The following is a 16,200-nucleotide window of genomic DNA, read 5'->3' as shown; positions in this document are numbered from 1 at the left end:
TCAGTTACCCCAGACGCCGAAGCGCGCCCGCATGACCCCGTTCTCATCGTAGCAGCGCCAGTTGCCATCGCTGTACTCAGTGCGCCGCCCACCCGAAGGCGAAGACACACGGAACACGTCGGCAAGCACATCGAAGGAGCTAACACCGTTGTGGGAATCAACACGGATGCCAGCAATCTTGCCGTCGCTGCGAACGTCCACCGACCATGAGGCGCGGGCTTCGTTGCCGCCCACATTGAAAGCGCTGGGGCTGGCCTGCCCTGGTGTGGCAACCTCCAGCTGCGGCTGCACCATACGGATGAAGCCGTTGGTGGCACCCGCTTTCACGTAGTAGCGCAGGATCGGACGCGCCTGGGCAGCAGCCGCCGGGGCCCTGCCGCGAATCGAAATTCGCGTGTACTCGCTGATTCTGGGTCCGCCGGCGGCGATGGGATAAACCTCCTGGCTTGCCATCGGGACGCCGACAGTCGCCCCAGCCGCGTCCAGCCATTCCACCACCAGCGCTGCGCCCCAGCCGTAGCCGCTTACGTAGGCAGAGAACACATACTCCTCGTCACCCTTGATGGGCACATCCTGGCCCCACACCTGCGCGATGCCGGCCTTGGTTGCGCCCGTGATGATCAGTCCCCAATTGCCCCAGGGAATGCCGCCATCACTCTGCCAGCTGGCAGCGTACCGGCTTCCGACGCCAGTGTTGTCTCCCGACCACCAGGAGCCCCATCCATCCAGGCTTTTCAGCAAGGCGTTGCCCAGCAGGTTGGGCGACCCGCCGATAACGCCGATGCTGGCCTCCATCTTCTGCACCACTGAGGCAGGCGGCATCCCTTCCATCTCGGCCTGCAAACCCTGAATTGACAGGGAGTTAGCTGCGATCCGGCCGTCGTGCTGCTGGACCGTCGATTGCATCTGGCTGAAAGCCGTCGCACTCACATTGCCCACCTGCGTTTTCAGCTGCGAGAGATCCTCCGCGGTTGCGTCGAGCTTCGTGCCCTGCTGGGTAACGGTGGTGGTCAGCGCGCTGATCGCCGCGGCGTTGGCAGCAGTCCGCGTGGCGGTCTCGCTGCCGCTGGGCACCCAGTTGGTAGCGATCTCCCCCTGCTGCAGCATCACGTTGTCGATCTCGACAAAGATCGGCTGCGCGGTAGGGGAAGTAATGCGACCCACATACACGCGCACGCGGTCAGCGGCAGCGGCGGTTGTGCGCGCGGGCAGGCTCAGACGTTGCCACTCGCCCGAAAGTGCGACGGGCGGCAGCGTAGTGGTCCCCACGACACCGTTCTGCGCATTGCGCCATTGCGCGATGACCTGGACCGTGCAGCCAGCCGTACCGCGCACGTAGCTGGTCAGCATGTAGTCGGTGTTCGGACGGATGCGCGGCAGCGTGGCACCCGCATTGCTATCCGGGATGTTGAGGCCGATCCACTGATTAGCTGCCGTTGTCGTGGCATCGAGGCGTACAGCGCGGCCACCACCAGTGAGAGGTGAGCCGACATAACTGATAGCCACGGCGGGTGCTGCCGACTCCACGTTCCACCCGGTAGGGACGGTGGTAGCTCCGGTGCTGTTCTCAAAGCTGCTGTTGGGAAGCAGGTTGTCACCGCCCACGTTCTGCAACTGTGCGTTGACGGTGGTAACCGACTGGCCGAGCGACGTGAGCAGCTGGCCCTGCTGGGTGACGGTGCCGGAGAGCGTGGCAGTGGCGTTGGCGTTGGTGGCCGTCTGGATCGAAAGCTCATCCATGGAAGGCATGTAGCCGGTGGCCACCGAGCCAACCTGCAGCTGGACGTTGTCCCACTCCACCCACTGATCGGCCGCGCCAGTGCCGTAACAGCGCAGGTAGCAGCGCGCGGCCACCGCGTTTGCCGGGGCCGGATTGGTCGGAACGAAAACCATCCGGGTCCAGGTCTCCGCCGGCACCACCCAATCCGCGTTGCTGGGCGTACCGGTGTAGCTGATCACCCCGCCCTCTGCGTTCACCCATGCGATCTGCATGAAGAATCGCGCGCCCGGCGTGCCGCGAACATAGGCCGAGTACGTGACCTTCCGGCCTGGCTCAACCTTGGCTGCCTTGATCGACGCATTGCTGACGATCTCGCCATAGCCGTTGGTGGCCAGGCCGCTCATCGCCAGACGGTACGCCTTGGTACTGCCGGGCAGGCTCGAATCCACCAGCGTGCGGGTGAAGACTGCGCTTCCAACGCTCCCGCTGCCGGCGGTCCAGCCTGCGGCCGTTCCCAGCTCGAAGCCGCTGTTCGCCAACTGATTATCGCCGCCGATGCTGTTCAGCGAAGCGGTGATGTTGGTGACGGACTGGCCCAGGCTGGTGATATCGCTGCCCTGCAGGGTTACCTGCGACTGCAACGATTGCAGAGCCGAATTGCTCGCCTTTCCGTCCACGTCGGTGCGCAGGGCGCTGATCAAGCCGGCCTGAGCCGTGATCTGCTGCCCCTGCTGCGTGACCGTGTTCGTCAGTGCAACCAATCCTTGTGCATTGGCTATGAGTTCGGTCACCTCCTCGATCATTACGTCGTCAACCCACAGGGTGCCCGTGGTGTTGTCTGCCAGGATTCCCAACCGATAGGCGGTAACGCTGCCATCCGTCGGCACCGTGTGCACACGCTCGGTGTACGTCCAATCCACGCGGTTGGCGCCAAAGGTGTTGCTGCCGATCTGGCCACCGGTCTGGTTGCCCAGTCGCAGCTTCCCGTTGCTGGACGTGCCGTTGTAATCGGGCGTCGTCTTGTACCAGCAGCTCACGCGGTAGGTCCGGCCGGGGACAACCGGTACGTTGGCGTTGCCGTTGACCAGTGCCTGCCGCACCCCCGTACCGCCATCCACGCGCAGGCACAGGCCGCTGCGCCCCTCGTTGACGACATTCAGCGTCGTTCCCGGATTGAGGTACGTCCAGCCCACGTCGCGGCCGGACTCCCACGTACCGTTCAGCACGTGGTTGCTGCCTTGCACGATCATTGCCGGCAGCGTGGCGTTGATCGTGGTAATCGACTGCGCCAGCGCATTGGTGGTGGTTGCGGTTGCTTCCTGCAGGGCGTCCACCCGGGCGCTTGTCGCGAGGGCGCCGCTTCCCGCCGGCATGCGGGCTTCCATCGTGCTGATGCGCTGCACCTGAGACGAGTCCGCTGCCACGCGAGCGCGCAGCTCCTCGTAGGCAAGCCCTGCGGTCAGCTGGGCCGGGTCCGTGCCGGTGTAGTTGCCCCGCATCTGGACGGCCAGCGCAGTCCGCTGGCTGGCCTCGGCGGCGTCGGCGGTGATTCGGGCCTGCGTCTCTTCCTGAACCAGTGCCACAGACGCGCCAGGCTGCGGCCGACCAACGGCGATGTAGTCGATCAGGTAGTAGTTGGACACCGTCTGAGAGGCACCCAGCTGCAGGCGGATCGCATCGACCGTAGCCGGCCACCACGCAATGTCCTGCACGTCGACGGTGGCCACGCCGTTCACGTCCCACGCCGGCTCCGCAATGGTGGCGCGCTTCTGCGTGTTCCACGCCTGGTCCGTTGTGGTGATCCACTGCAGAAATCCGCTCCACGTCGGCGAGCCGACCCGCTTAACGCGCAACTTCACGAAGCGGTATGCACTGCCGTCCACGGCCAGCGCCACAGGCGACTGCACCCACGGCGCGGTGGCGTGGTTGGCGGGCCGCAGCCAGCCGTCCACCAGCGTTGGAGCACCGTTCCCGGTCCAGCCCTCCGTGGTCTGATTGAACGGCCACAGCTTGATGCTGTCGAACTGCGTCCCGCTGCCCGCGGCGACCTCCGACACAGCGCGCGCCAACGATTCATCGGCGCTCTGCCGCAGCTGCTCCTCCCTCGTGATCGCAGCCTCCCGAGCCATCTTCTCGTTCAGGATGGCTTCGATCCGCGCTTGCGCCTCCGCGCTGACCGCCTGCATGGCCTGGTTCACGCCCTGCTGGCGCAGCAATGCCTCCGCGACCAGGTCCGCAGCAGCCTGGGCCAGCCCCGCAGCGCGCGCAGCCGCTTCATCGGCGATTGCTTGGATGCGAGCGTTGACCTCCGCTGCCAGCTTCGCCTGCTGCTCGCTGAGGTCCGCCGAAGTGGTGGGCGGGGTAACGCCCACCACGGTCCCCGTACCGGGCTTGCCGCGCACGGTTGGGGTGATCTGGAACCACCACGTCTTGCCGCTACCGTCGCTGTAGACGTAGCGGGTTTCAGTCGTCCGGAAGATCTCCGTCCACGGCCCGTTCTGGCTCTCGCTGCGCGAGATGACGTAGATCACCCCCTCCAGATCGACGGCGTCCCATTCAAGGACGACACCATCAGCAACCGGGGTCGGGTTGACCCCGGTTGTCGGCGGCACGTCCGGCGACCTGAAGGGCACCGGGAACCACGTGGAGAAGCGCGGCGCCACCGGAGACGCGGACGGCAGCGCGCCCACGCCGATTTCCACCAGCGTGAGTTTCCTTGCTTGCATTGCTGATTACCTCGCGTTGAGTGCTTCGCGCAGCGCCGTGCTGCTGGCGTTGCGCACGCCCTGGGTGGTGGTGGACACGAGCTGGCGGAGCAGCTGGTTCTGTTCGACAAGCAGCGCGTTGCTCTGCTGGATAGCGGCGGTGGTTTGGGTCTGGGCGTCGTTGTTCACCACCAGGTCGAACACGGCACGGCTGAAGTTGTCAGGCAGCGCCTCGATGGCGTCCGCCAGCGCCCCCATGCTGGTGCCGTCCTGCAGGTCGAGATCCCCGACCTTCATCCCATCGATCAGCCCGGTCACCTGGCCATACAGGCTGTTGTAGTCCTGCCCGCTGGCGTAGAGGTTCCGACCAAAGCCCAGAGCCGCCTGAGCGGCCGCCTGCGCCGCGCTGGAGTCCCCGCCCGACACTGCCCGCTCCAGCTCCTTCATCGCCTCGCCCAGCTTCTCCTGGTCCGTCAGCGGCGAAAGTTCACTGATCGACAGGCCGTACTGCATGGCCTTCTTGTCCTTGTCGATCTGCGCCTGCAGCTTGCCCATGTTCGTGGCACGAAGGGCCTCGATCTTGGCCAGGTCCTCCGCTCGGGCGCCGGACAGCCCCAGCGCCTTGGCGTAGTCGTTGGCCGACTTCACCTGCTGGCGATAGGTCCGCTCGATGGCCAGCGCCTGCGATTGGTACTGCGTCAGGTTGGCGGTCATCAGCTGCGTGCTCACGTCTGCCATGAGGCTGGCGTAGTTCCCCAGCAAGCCGGTCACCTTCTCCACCTGCGTGGCCAGATCCGTGCCGGCGACACTGGCAAGGTCCTGGAAGTAGTCAACCGCCTTGTTGACCTTGTCGACCTCCAGCCCGTTGAGCGCGCGGCCCAGCTCGTCGGCGTTGCCGACTGCCAGGGCAATCGACGCACTGAGCGCGGTGAACACGTCCGACGCCTCGAAGTACCCATCCAGTTGGCCGCCGAACCCCGCCGCCTTTACCGCCTCGGTGTACAGCCTGTCGGTCATGTCGACGAGGTAGGCTTCCAGCTGCGCCTTGGCCTCCGAAGAGTCCGCCGACAGCTGGAGCTTGCCCAGGTCGACCCGGACAGCGACGAGCTGCGTGGTCAGATCAACGCCCAGCTGCTTGGCCAGATCAGTCGCCGCGCCACGCACCTGCCGGGCAGCCATATCGAACGTCCGGTCGATCCCCGGATCCAGCGCGCCGTACTGCGTCCACTTCTTGTCGCTTCGGAACAGGCCGCCTTTTGCCTTGATGTCCGCGTAGCTCTGCGCGTCCAACCCTCCGAACCCGTAGCTGCCGACAATGCCCTGCCCGGTGACCTTCGGCGCCTGCCGACCGAACAGCTTTGCGTGGATGCTCGACCCGGACAGGATCGAGGCAATCTTGTCGTTGAAGCCGATGCCCCTGAACGCCTTGTCGGCCATACCCACCGCGCCGGCCGTGGCGATCTTGCCGGCCCAGCTCTCGCCATTGGCGATGTTCCAGCCCTGGTCGAACAGCTGCGCGTTCTTCATCATGCCGGCCACAATCCAGCCGATGATCGGCACCGCCGCTGCCGCGGAGCTTGCCGCCCCCGCCGCCCCCGCTCCCGCACTCGCGCTGCCGCCGCCGATCAGCCCCGAGAAGCTGGAGCCGGTCATGCCGGCCATGCTCGTCACGTCTCCGAAGCCGGTCAGGGTTCCCGCTGCAGCGCCAGCCGAGCGGCCAAAGCCGAACAGGCCCTGCCCCTTCGACAGCAGGCCGGCCACAGTGCCCACATTCTGACCACCCGCCGCCGAGCCGTTGCCACCCAGTACACCAAGGAAGCTGTTGAGGTTCATGCCGTTGCCGCTGCCGAACCCGTTGATGCTGTCCAGGATGCGAGTTTGAATCGGAACCACCAGCTTCTGCTCAAGAAGCTGGCGTGCAATGTCGCGCAGTCCCTGCTTGGCCACGTCCTTCATGTCGTCCCACATGCCCGACCAATCCCGCAGGCCACCCGCGACGAAGTTCGCCATAGCGTCGGCGGTGTCGCTGACCAGGTAAGTGCCTACGTCCGCCCACTGCTGGAGGCTGGCGGCATACTTGTCCGCGTCGATGCTGGCCTGAGCCGCAGCGCGCGCTTGCGCCATGAGCGAATCGCGGAGGTCGGCGGTGACGCCTGCACCGGCCGCGTTGGCCTCGTTGATAGCCTCCTGCATATCCCGCTGATTCTGCATCTCTCGGCGTGCGCGCTCCCGCGCCGGTCCGATGAGGCGGAGCATCTCGAGCTCGCCGCCCATGGTGTCCAGCAGCGCCTGCGGAGCCCGTTTACGCTTGTCGAGCTCGGCAGTGGTGGCCGCCAGCTGGGCCGCTGATTCCCTCTCCAACGTGTTGAATGCAGCGCGCGTTATGTTGCCGGCGGCCAGCTCCTTGTTCAGCTCGGCCAAGCGCTGCTTGTGCTTCTGCTCGGCCTCGGCCAGCGGGCCGGCCATCGTGGCGGCGGCCATGTCTGCCTCGGCGGCATACCGTCGCAGCGATTCTGCCTGGCGGTCGACGGTGGAGCCGTTCGTCTTGCTCTCGTGGCCCAGCTTTGGCGGCTCGTAGGGCTTAGGCTGGCCCGGGATACCGGCGGTGGTGTCCACCGTGGCGCTCACGCCCCGGAAGGGGAACGCGGCGATCAGTGCGTCCACCTCTGCCAGCTCCCCCTGCACCTTCTTCTTGGCGTCATTGCTGAAGATACCCGTCCAGTTCTTCAGGCTGTCACCCAGCGCACCGCGCCGAGCCTCGAGGCTCTCCAGCGAATCGGTATTGCTGACCGGCATGAACCCCTTCGATTTGAGCCAGCCGGTGTAGCTGACCACCAACTGCCCGAAACCTGCGGCGGCATCCAGTGCGGCTTGGCCGAACGCGATGACGCCATTGGTGGCCGTGTGCATGGCCTCCTGCGCCTTGGGATCATGCAGCAGCTTGTTCAGCTCGGTCAGGGTCGGGATTACGCCCTCGGCCACCTGAACCTTGACGCCCATGAAGGCGAGGTCCGCCTCTTGGGTTACCCGGCGCAGATCATTCATCGCCTTGGTCGTGTCGTTGCCGATGATCGCGCCAGCGGCCTCGGCAGCTTGGCCCCATTGCTTGAACCCAGCGCTGTTGTTGCGAAGCAGCGGGATCAGCATCGCAGAGTCGCTGGCGATAGCCTCCATGTAGAAGGTCAGCTCGGTCTGCGACAAGTTGGCCCGCTCCAGGCTCTTGAAGTACAGTCCGAGCGCGTCTGGGCCAGACAGCTTGCGCATCTGCTCTGCAGACACACCCGCACCCTTCGCGATGTTGTTGAAGAAGTCAGCCATGGCGCCACCACCCGTCTGGATGTAGTCGCCGATCTTGTCCTGCACGTCCTTGAGGATATCGGCCAGCTTTTCGTGGCTGATCCCAACGGAGCTGGCGCCTGCCGCCATCCTCTGAAACTGTTGGGAGGTGGTGCCCGACAGCTGGCCGAACCTCTCGTACTGCACCGCGAGGTCGCCAACCTGACGCGTCCACATGACTACCGCTGTGCCGGCTGCGGCAGCCGCGGTGCCCAGCGCGGTTCCCACTGCAGTGCCCACTTCGGACAAGGTCCGCTGGATCGCGGCCGAGCGCTGTGCCGCAACGTGTTCTGCCTTGGTCATCCCCTTTTCAAAGGAGCCGGTCTTGGCAAGTAGATCAACCGTGAGGGTGTAGAGGCTCATAGATTTCTCAATAAAAAAGCCCCGCAATGCGGGGCTCTTTGAAGTCAGATTGAGGTCAGTTCAGGTCAAGGGATCGAGTACTGGTCTCCCTCCAAGACGCCATAGACGACACCAGTTCGCTGGTTGATGAACCTAATGCGGACGATCCACTTTTCAGAGGAACCGGCGCCATAGTTGGATAGGCATCGAGCGTTGAATTGTTGGGTGCTGAAACTCATAGCAGCCCACCGCTCATCGACCAAAACATCTGCCCCCCTCGAATCAACCCGACCAGATCGGGCTTCGCCGGACGATTCAAGCGACTCGACGGCACGCACGCAGACCGCAGATACTGCTGCTGCCTCGGGCACAACCTTTGACACTCGTTCACGACTATCCGTTGGCGAACTACCGCCAATGACAAGCCACATAGCTGCGGCTCCAAGAACAACAACCCCTATCACAGCGAGCGCGACTCTCTGCCCGGCATCCATGGTCACAACCTCCTCAAGTGGATGCGCTACAGCATAGTGCCAACTGCCGCTGCAGCCATCAGGCCGGAATTTCTTCAAACTCCATGTACCCCGTGAAGTACTGCCGGCTGATGTTCTCCGCGCGTGGGAGCTGGGTCGGGAAGCCGTAGATGGCGGACCGTGCCGCCAATGCCGGATCGAACGCCTTCGTGGTCATGTCCCGGTACTGAGGAACGACACAGGAACGTCGCCGGCCGGCCAGGGCCGCCCCAATCGTCTCCCAGTCCGTGCCACCCAGACCACCGCCGCGCACGATCCCAGTGGAGCGGCCGGACAACGTGCAGGTCAGTCTGCGGTACAGCGTCCCAGGAACGGTATTTACCTGACCGCCCTTCGTGCGCGCGTGCACGCTGGTGTCGATGGTGGCCACGGCCCAGCCGTCGCCAATCCCAACATCCACCGCCCGGAAGATCGCGATCTCGCCCACGTCCACGTTCGTCGCCGTAGTCGCGATCTGAACCGATACGGTCGAAACCAGCGCATTCGACAGCGGGAACAGCCATGCGCATACGCTGCCGTCCGGCAGTCGCACAGTGCTGCCGGTCGCGCCAGCAGCATTCACCTGCACCCCGGGCGGGATGTTGAGGCCAAGAATCGCGATGATCCCTGGCACGACGGGTTCCGCAAGGGTGATCGTGATCGACAGCGTGCCGGTACGCCGGATCCGCGAAGCGCGACCGGGCTTGCCATCGAAGAGCGCCGAGCCCTGGTCCGTACTGAGCCACGTGCCACCGGTAAGGGTCGCCGTTGTGACTGCCGGCATGCCATATCCGATCAACATTCAAGGTCTCCCGACGGCACCCACGCAAACGGACTGAGCTGCCCGGTGTCGGGAAGCATCGTCATCGCCCACTCACCGGCATACTCGCCATCCTCAATCAGCCAGCACGCTCTCCACGTGGCCCGTTGACCGATCATGTCCAGAGCGCCAGGCACCAGGTCGTCTCGGCGGCGGGGCTGGAACTTCGCGACCACTACATCGAATTGGCGAACGTCTCGCATACCTAGCCCCATACCGTCAGCACCACGTCCCCCGTGGCAGGGTTGCGCTCCACGCGCCGCACCAGCACCGGTTTGCCGTCCGCCAAGCCATAGCGGCTGTACGTGAGTCGGCCAATCTGACCGGGCAGCGGCGCCAGCTCCTGATCTCCACGCACCGTCAGCTGGTAGAAGTGACGCTGCACCTGGTAAAGGCCAAGGACCCGGTCAATCTCGGCCTGTGCATCGGCCGCTTGCCAGAACAGCGAGATGACGGGGTCCGCCGCTTCCGCCCGCTGGTAGTGCGCGTGCAACGGACCAGCACCATACACCTGACCACGGTACAGGCCCGTCAGCTCGTCGCGGCGGATCTGCGGCACGTCGACCACGTCGGTGACCAGGTCTGAGGCGCTCAGGGCCTGGGCGTTGGGTCGGTATGCCATTCGCCGGGTCAGGTTCGGAGCGTCGTCGGGAACCATGACCAGGTCAGCCGCCAGATCCGCTTCGGACAGGTCAAACGCCAACGCCCCCGTATGGGCCTCAGGCGCGGTCACCCGCACGAAGCGCAGCACCCCGGCGGGGTCCTGATAGCACCCGGCGCCGTAGCTGGGCAGAAGCGCGTTGAGCGCCGCGCGACCCGTGATGGCCGTTCCTGCGTAGTAGCCGATGCCCAGGTAGCCCGTGGCCTGGTCAATTACCGCGCAGTCGCTGGCAGACCATGCCGCGCGGCCCAGCCGGGCCATTACGTCGCCTACCGCCTGCTCCAACCGTGCCGGCATCATCCCCGCGCCGATGCTGGAGGCATCGACCACCACTGGAGTCACCGGCGGGGACTTCAGCAGCAGCTGCTGACCGTCCGGCGCCTCGTTGTAGGTGTCGATCTCCATCAGGTCGCCGCGGTCCATCACCGCGTTGATGTAGACCCGGCCGTCAGAGACGAACATCGAGGTTGCATCGGAGTTCCCGCTCATGGCCGGGATGCTGGCGACCGCGCCAATCACCACCGGTTGCGGCTTCCATGCCAGCGAGGCGACGTTCGGCAAGAACACGCCACGGTTGACCGTCTCGTCCAGATAGTCGTGCGCATCGCGCAGGTGCAGCGTTTTGGTGCCGTCGTCGTTGATCTCGATCTGCTCAATCGCGCACCGGAATGCCGGAACCGCGTCAGCCCGCATCCCGCTCTCGGCTGCCAGCAGGATCTGCACCGAACTGCCGGCGGCACCCGTGCCCGCCAGGCCGTCCAGCAGGCCGTCCGCATCGATCACGACGCATTCGGCTGCCGCTGCCTGGGACACGGGCTCACCGCCCCACGGCCAAAACGCCAGCTCCTGTATCAGGCTGACGCCTTCGGCCACCAGGCCCTCGTAGCGGACGTTCGCGGGGATATCACCCGGTGCCGAGAGCCAGTCCACGTCGGCCAGACGCGTGGCGCTGACGGCAGGCGTGGGAAGTCGCCAACCGGCCGCTGCCGCTTCGCTGCGCGGCCCCCACTGTCCCGCGTTCACTGCCAGGCAAAGGCCGCCGGCCTTCGTTGCACCCAGCGAGGCAGCGAAGAACAGTGGGCCGGTCAGCTGCAGTTCCCGCTGGTGCACCTGCACACCATTGCGATAGAGCCGGAGTTGCCGCGGGGTCGAGAACACCACCTGCAACCCGACAATGTCACCGTGAACCACCGTGGGCAGGCCAGTCGCGATTGCACCACCGGCCTGCAGTAGCCGCCCAGCGGCAAGATCCCAGCCGATGCTGGCCAGGTCCGCACCGAGAGCCTTGTTCAGTGCCGCGGATCCAGTAGCGAAGCCTACGCTGGCTGCGACGGCGTCGTCACCCCACACCGCAAACTCAACGCCTACCGTGCCGGCGTTGAGGCTGAAATCTGAACGTGCATGGCTGGCCAGTGCCGTGGCACCTGTAGTGGCCAGGGTGAGCCCGCCGTCTCGCGCAGCGAGCAGCGGGCCAATGGGGGTGGCGGCAAAGCGCCCGAATGTGTCGGTCATGGTGATCCCAATCCGTCGAACCACTCCTGCGCCTCGTCCTCATCGGACCGTGGCACGAGGACGTCCAGGTACTGCTGAAAGGAGCGCTTGGTCCCGCCCTGGCTGTGCGAGGCGATGATGTACGCGGCGAAGGCAGCGGGCTTGATATGCAGGCTGACGGGGTCGATCGGGTTCCGCTTATGGAACTCCCACCATTCCAGGAACTCCCGGCGCGACATGCTCGCCCGCAGCTCAGACACCGTGCGATGCAGGTGACCGGCGAGAACCTTCCAGAACCAGTCCTCGCCGCGCTGCCTTAGCCGTTTCCCGCGTCGGCCTGTGCCTGCGCGGCCTCGTCACCGAAGCCGGAGTGCTTCATGGCCACCCGTTGGAGCTCTGCGGCCACCAGCGGCTTGAGCTGTGCGGCCTGCGTCACGTTCATGACGGGCTTGCCGTCCTCGTCGCAGATCGTCGCTGCGATCAGCTTGGCCCGGTCTCCTTCACCCCACAGCTTGCGGAACTCCACATCCGGCAGCTCGCGAACATGGAACTGCGCCTTGGCTCCGTTGGGCAGGGTGATCGTGTCGGCGTGCACGTCCTTGGACGCGAACATGCCCAGGTCAGTGAACGACTGCAGGATGCTCACAGGCTGCTGGGTGTCGGTGGTTTCGTTGGTCTTGCTCATTGGCCGTTTCCTTGAATGGCGACAGAGCGCGCGGGCCGCGCACGGCTAACACGCGGAGGATCCGCGCGCCCTGCCAAAGAGAAGGCCCGCCGAAGCGGGCCCAGATGTGCGCCGTTGTGACGATCAACCGCCGGTCGAAGGCCGGTGGGTAGTGACCGCGCCAGACCCGCGGATGGTGATCGTCGCCTTCCACACGTCGTTGTCCTGGCTGGTCACGGCGAAGTTCTGCACGAAGCCGTCGAACTGCTTGGACAGCACGGTGTCCGGCGGGGTGATCTTGCCGGCAACGGCGGTGGGCTTGGCCACGCCTTCGGTTTCCGACAGCGGCGCGGTCACCAGCCAGTTCACGACAGCACCGGTCTCGTGCAGCTCTTCCAACTTCTCGTGGTCGACGCTGTCGTAAATGATCTCGATGCTGGTGCTGCCGGTCTGCTTGCGGCCGGCGACGAACTGGTCCCAGTCGTCGTCGTAGTCGGAGATATCGATCTCCGATGCCTGGCCATCGGGGAAGCCAACCGAACGCAGGCGGGTCACCTTGATGACCTCGGCCGCGGCGATGGCGACGAACAGCTGCGAATGCTTCGACTTGATTACCTGTCCCATAGGGGTTTCCTTGCGTTGTGCCCGTCGCCGGGCATGAAAAAGGCCCCTTGCGGGGCCGGTGGGTTGCCGTTGTGTGGATCAGCGCAGCTGCAGGAGCCGCACGTCGAATGAAATGCCTATCGCATCCGTGCCGTCGCTGTCGGGAGTCGGGTTGTACGACTCGATGCTGCCCACGCGCTCCACCACATCGCGGATGGCGACGGCAACGCCGTTGGCTTGGCTGAGGACTTCGCCCCATACGGTCATGCGGACCCGCCAGCCATCGGCCGGTGGCGGATCGGACAGCATTGCGGTTGGCAAGCCGTTGACCACCTCCCACGTCGCGTAGGGGAGCGGCGTGTCCTGAGGCGCGCTACCCAGGAAAAGGCGGGCGGGGTCGCCGAGGGCCTGCCGGACGGTCACATCGTCTTCCAGCAGGGATTGGATCAAAGGAACCATCATCGCCAGCCATCCTTCTTCAGCTGCTTGTCGAGCGCCGCCCAGGTTTCATTGATGATCACCTGTGCCGCTTCCGGTCCTTTCGTCTCACCGGCGGGTGTGAGGAAGGGAGAGGCCCGCATGTTCTTGGTGCCGAACTCCACGAACCGCCAGTAATAGGCCCACCCAGACTCCTCGTAGACCTTCCCAACGCGACCACGACGCCGGTTGCGCTTGGTGTTGGCGTACTTGCGGCGGCGACCCGTCTTAACGCCTACGGTGAAGTACTCACCGCCCTGGCCTACACCTGCGCGCTGGCGGCTCCTGGAGTTGGCCCGGCGGGTGACGATCTGAGACGCCATGAAGCCCGATGCTTTCGGCGCCCGGCGTCTAGCGTCGTCCCGGATCAGATTCCCGCCCTTGCGCATGCCCGTCTGCACCGCGCGGCCCTGCACAGCCTTGGGCGCCTCCCGCAACGAGCGCAGCAGCCCCTCCAACCCTTGAATCGTGACCTGATCAGCCATCGCTCAACCCCGCTACGGCGATGATCGCCATTTCGCTACGGTCGTTACTCGGCGCGATACCCTTGATATCGAACGCGCGTCCACGGAAGACGATCCGCCAATTGGGATCAACTTCACGCGGGCGGATGTCGAAACGGACCTGCTCTCGGTAGCGCTCGGCACCCGCTGCCACCGCCTCAGTCGTTGCCGCAAGATTGTTGGTGGCCTTAGCCCACACACTCACGACCTCCGCCCAAACAGGCTTGCCTGGTCCGCCCAGCGGATCCCGCGAGTCCGTCTTGCGCTCGAAGCGAATGCGGTGCTGCAAATCGCCATCCAGAAGCGTCATGGCATCATCACCCTTCGGTAAGGGCGCAAGAAGCTCTTTGCGCCCTGTGGAAGCTCCACCGCCTGCGTACCCACGACCACGTCCGAGCGATTCGCGTAGAGGTGACCGATCGTCAGCAGGATGGCCGCGACGATGCTCGGATTCACAACGACACCGTTGATGCAGGCGTCGGCCTCGGCTTTGGCCTCTCGATACGAGACATCAGCCAACCGGATCGCCGCAGTCCGCTCGGTACGGTCGACGATGAATACGGCGTCAGCCAGCGCCCGGTCCCTTGCGGCCGCAGCCTCCTTCACGGCTGCGGGGTAGCCCGACCGTGCCTGAGCCAGGGCGCTCGCATCGCTGTAGATCCTGCGATTCAGGTACGCCTGCGCGGCATCCTCCGCGCCGGCAATAGCATCCTGCAGCTGTTCCTCGGGGTAATCGGCCTCAACTCGCACATGCGAGCGGGCTTGTGCGAGTGAGACGATGGGCATATCAGTCCTTCTTCCCTTCAGCCAGCGCAGCGGCCAGTTTCTCCGCGCCCCAGCGCTTGTCGAACGGGACACCTGCAGCCTCCAGCTTGGCGATCAGCTCGACCTTCTCTTCTTGGTCAGCGCCTCCCGGGGCCTTGCCCTCGGCCAATGCGCCACAAGCGCGGGCGCCGGCCTCCAGCTCGGGCGGGCATTCTTCTCCGGCAGCGAAATCGGACGGGTAAATTTCGCCATCGCGCACACCGCGAAACGGCTTTGTCAGCTTGCTCATGACTTCTCCCAGCAGTGGGAGGCGGCCGAAGCCGCCCCCGCTTGTTGTCGATTCCGGTCGGTTACTCGGCGGCAACCTTGAGCGCCCGCATCGGCTCCGGATTGTGCACACCGCCGCCCACGCGCTTGGTGGTGTAGAACATCACGTAGGGCTTGTTGGTGTACGGATCGCGCAGCACGCGCACACCCTTGCGGTCATACACGGTGTAGGTCTGCTTGAAGTCACCGAACAGCGCGGCAATCGCGTTTGCCGCCACGTCCGGGATCGCGGCCACGTCCTGCACCGCAAAGCCGGCCAGGGTCGACGGCTGACCGGCCACCAGCGACGGCTGCCACAGATAGTTGCCCTGCGCGTCCTTCAACTTGCGGACCACACCCTGCGTCTTGCGATTCAGCGCAAACTTGGCACCCGCGGTGAAAGCCGAGGGCAGGTCATAGACCAGGTCCAGGATGCTGTCACCGTTGATGCCGGCTGCCAGCCCGCTGTTCACGGCCTTGATGGCACCGAACGGGTGCTTGGCCGCGTTGGCGCCACCTTCCACGTAGGTCAGAATGCCGAACGGCTTGTTGACGCCATTGCCGGAGAAGAACGCATCCCCCTCCTGCTTGGCGAACTCCAGCTCGACCTCACCAGCCAACCACGCCTCCAGGTCAATCTCGGCGTCGTCCAGCAGCTGCTGGGTCGCCGCCGGATTGGCGTAGATCTCACCCCAGCCGAAGCTGAGGGGGCGCAGCTTCGCCGTTGCGGTTTCCGGGCGCGGATCCTCTTCGCCCACCCAGCCGGAGGAAGTGCCCCCAGTGTTGTAGAGCTTCGTCAGGCCCGCCCCGGAGCAGGGCTGCACGTTGGCCAGCTGGCGCATGTCCGAGACGATCACGAGCCGGTCGGTGATCGAGCGGTCCCATTCGACCGGAGCCAGGTAGCCGCCCTCATCGGCAGCGCCCTTGTTGAGTGCCGCCTGCACTTCACCTTTGCGGAAGTGAGCACGGAACGACTCGGTGTATTCGGCGTCAGCCACGCCGCTGCCGGCGCTGCCGCCGCCCATCTGGAATGCGGCCATCTGGGTGTTGGCCTGGTCTACCGCGGCCTGCAGACGGGTAATGTCGGCATTGATGTTGTCGACCTTCAGGGCCTGCAGTGCATCGGCGCTGCCCTGCTTGATCTCTTCCAACTGCTTGGTGTGCTCGGCCTTGAATTCGGCGAAAGCCTTGTTCAGCGACTCCACCAGCGCCTTCACGTCGGGCTGGCTGCCGCCATCGGCGCGCACGGAAACGAGGCCGCGCGGGACGCGGCCGTGGGTCATCTTGGTCATGTG

The 16,200-nt window shown here is 65.2% G+C and carries 13 protein-coding genes; all 13 read right to left on the bottom strand.

Annotated features, from left to right (window positions below; all coding sequences use genetic code 11):
- Nucleotides 1–4,446 carry a carbohydrate binding domain-containing protein gene (locus ACVOME_RS07880; RefSeq protein WP_481504949.1) on the bottom strand — a complete coding sequence of 1,482 codons (4,446 nt, stop codon included), beginning with the start codon at nucleotides 4,444–4,446 and terminating at the stop codon, nucleotides 1–3.
- A gap of 6 nt (nucleotides 4,447–4,452) precedes the next feature.
- Nucleotides 4,453–8,124, bottom strand: a complete 3,672-nt coding sequence (locus tag ACVOME_RS07875; RefSeq protein WP_481504948.1) for a phage tail protein — start codon at nucleotides 8,122–8,124, stop codon at nucleotides 4,453–4,455.
- A gap of 531 nt (nucleotides 8,125–8,655) precedes the next feature.
- Nucleotides 8,656–9,417, bottom strand: coding sequence for a hypothetical protein (locus tag ACVOME_RS07870; protein WP_481504947.1), 762 nt, complete (start codon nucleotides 9,415–9,417; stop codon nucleotides 8,656–8,658).
- 223 nt (nucleotides 9,418–9,640) lie between these two features.
- On the bottom strand, nucleotides 9,641–11,608 hold the full coding sequence (locus ACVOME_RS07865) for a hypothetical protein (RefSeq protein ID WP_481504946.1): 1,968 nt from the start codon (nucleotides 11,606–11,608) through the stop codon (nucleotides 9,641–9,643).
- Complete coding sequence (locus ACVOME_RS07860) at nucleotides 11,605–11,847, bottom strand: hypothetical protein (protein ID WP_481504945.1); 243 nt, start codon at nucleotides 11,845–11,847, stop codon at nucleotides 11,605–11,607. The genes ACVOME_RS07865 and ACVOME_RS07860 overlap by 4 nt, the downstream gene beginning before the upstream one ends.
- A gap of 56 nt (nucleotides 11,848–11,903) precedes the next feature.
- Nucleotides 11,904–12,272: a hypothetical protein gene (locus ACVOME_RS07855; protein ID WP_481504944.1), complete on the bottom strand. Its 369-nt coding sequence runs from the start codon at nucleotides 12,270–12,272 to the stop codon at nucleotides 11,904–11,906.
- A 123-nt stretch (nucleotides 12,273–12,395) separates the two neighbouring features.
- Entirely contained in the window at nucleotides 12,396–12,875 is a 480-nt protein-coding gene (locus ACVOME_RS07850; protein ID WP_481504943.1) for a phage tail tube protein, read from the bottom strand.
- A 78-nt stretch (nucleotides 12,876–12,953) separates the two neighbouring features.
- Nucleotides 12,954–13,316, bottom strand: coding sequence for a tail completion protein gp17 (gp17, locus tag ACVOME_RS07845; RefSeq protein ID WP_481504942.1), 363 nt, complete (start codon nucleotides 13,314–13,316; stop codon nucleotides 12,954–12,956).
- Nucleotides 13,313–13,816: an HK97-gp10 family putative phage morphogenesis protein gene (locus ACVOME_RS07840; protein WP_322522986.1), complete on the bottom strand. Its 504-nt coding sequence runs from the start codon at nucleotides 13,814–13,816 to the stop codon at nucleotides 13,313–13,315. Before ACVOME_RS07840 ends, gp17 begins: the two co-directional genes overlap by 4 nt.
- Entirely contained in the window at nucleotides 13,809–14,144 is a 336-nt protein-coding gene (locus tag ACVOME_RS07835) for a phage head closure protein (RefSeq protein ID WP_481504941.1), read from the bottom strand. Before ACVOME_RS07835 ends, ACVOME_RS07840 begins: the two co-directional genes overlap by 8 nt.
- A complete protein-coding gene (locus ACVOME_RS07830; protein WP_481504940.1) occupies nucleotides 14,141–14,620 on the bottom strand; it encodes a head-tail connector protein in 480 nt (159 codons plus the stop codon). Before ACVOME_RS07830 ends, ACVOME_RS07835 begins: the two co-directional genes overlap by 4 nt.
- A 1-nt stretch (nucleotide 14,621) precedes the next feature.
- Entirely contained in the window at nucleotides 14,622–14,888 is a 267-nt protein-coding gene (locus ACVOME_RS07825; protein ID WP_481504939.1) for a hypothetical protein, read from the bottom strand.
- 61 nt (nucleotides 14,889–14,949) lie between these two features.
- Nucleotides 14,950–16,197: a phage major capsid protein gene (locus tag ACVOME_RS07820; RefSeq protein ID WP_322522982.1), complete on the bottom strand. Its 1,248-nt coding sequence runs from the start codon at nucleotides 16,195–16,197 to the stop codon at nucleotides 14,950–14,952.
- Nucleotides 16,198–16,200 lie beyond the last annotated feature (3 nt).

Source organism: Stenotrophomonas sp. STEN008, assembly GCF_056760435.1.
This window is presented reverse-complemented; position numbering and strand designations above follow the sequence as displayed.

Bases quoted from the DNA above. Each gene is read 5' to 3' on its own strand.
- ACVOME_RS07880 (WP_481504949.1), bottom strand. From the start codon at position 4,446: ATGCAAGCAAGGAAACTCACGCTGGTGGAAATCGGCGTGGGCGCGCTG.
- ACVOME_RS07875 (WP_481504948.1), bottom strand. From the start codon at position 8,124: ATGAGCCTCTACACCCTCACGGTTGATCTACTTGCCAAGACCGGCTCC.
- ACVOME_RS07870 (WP_481504947.1), bottom strand. From the start codon at position 9,417: ATGTTGATCGGATATGGCATGCCGGCAGTCACAACGGCGACCCTTACC.
- ACVOME_RS07865 (WP_481504946.1), bottom strand. From the start codon at position 11,608: ATGACCGACACATTCGGGCGCTTTGCCGCCACCCCCATTGGCCCGCTG.
- ACVOME_RS07855 (WP_481504944.1), bottom strand. From the start codon at position 12,272: ATGAGCAAGACCAACGAAACCACCGACACCCAGCAGCCTGTGAGCATC.
- ACVOME_RS07850 (WP_481504943.1), bottom strand. From the start codon at position 12,875: ATGGGACAGGTAATCAAGTCGAAGCATTCGCAGCTGTTCGTCGCCATC.
- gp17 (WP_481504942.1), bottom strand. From the start codon at position 13,316: ATGATGGTTCCTTTGATCCAATCCCTGCTGGAAGACGATGTGACCGTC.
- ACVOME_RS07840 (WP_322522986.1), bottom strand. From the start codon at position 13,816: ATGGCTGATCAGGTCACGATTCAAGGGTTGGAGGGGCTGCTGCGCTCG.
- ACVOME_RS07835 (WP_481504941.1), bottom strand. From the start codon at position 14,144: ATGACGCTTCTGGATGGCGATTTGCAGCACCGCATTCGCTTCGAGCGC.
- ACVOME_RS07830 (WP_481504940.1), bottom strand. From the start codon at position 14,620: ATGCCCATCGTCTCACTCGCACAAGCCCGCTCGCATGTGCGAGTTGAG.
- ACVOME_RS07825 (WP_481504939.1), bottom strand. From the start codon at position 14,888: ATGAGCAAGCTGACAAAGCCGTTTCGCGGTGTGCGCGATGGCGAAATT.
- ACVOME_RS07820 (WP_322522982.1), bottom strand. From the start codon at position 16,197: ATGACCAAGATGACCCACGGCCGCGTCCCGCGCGGCCTCGTTTCCGTG.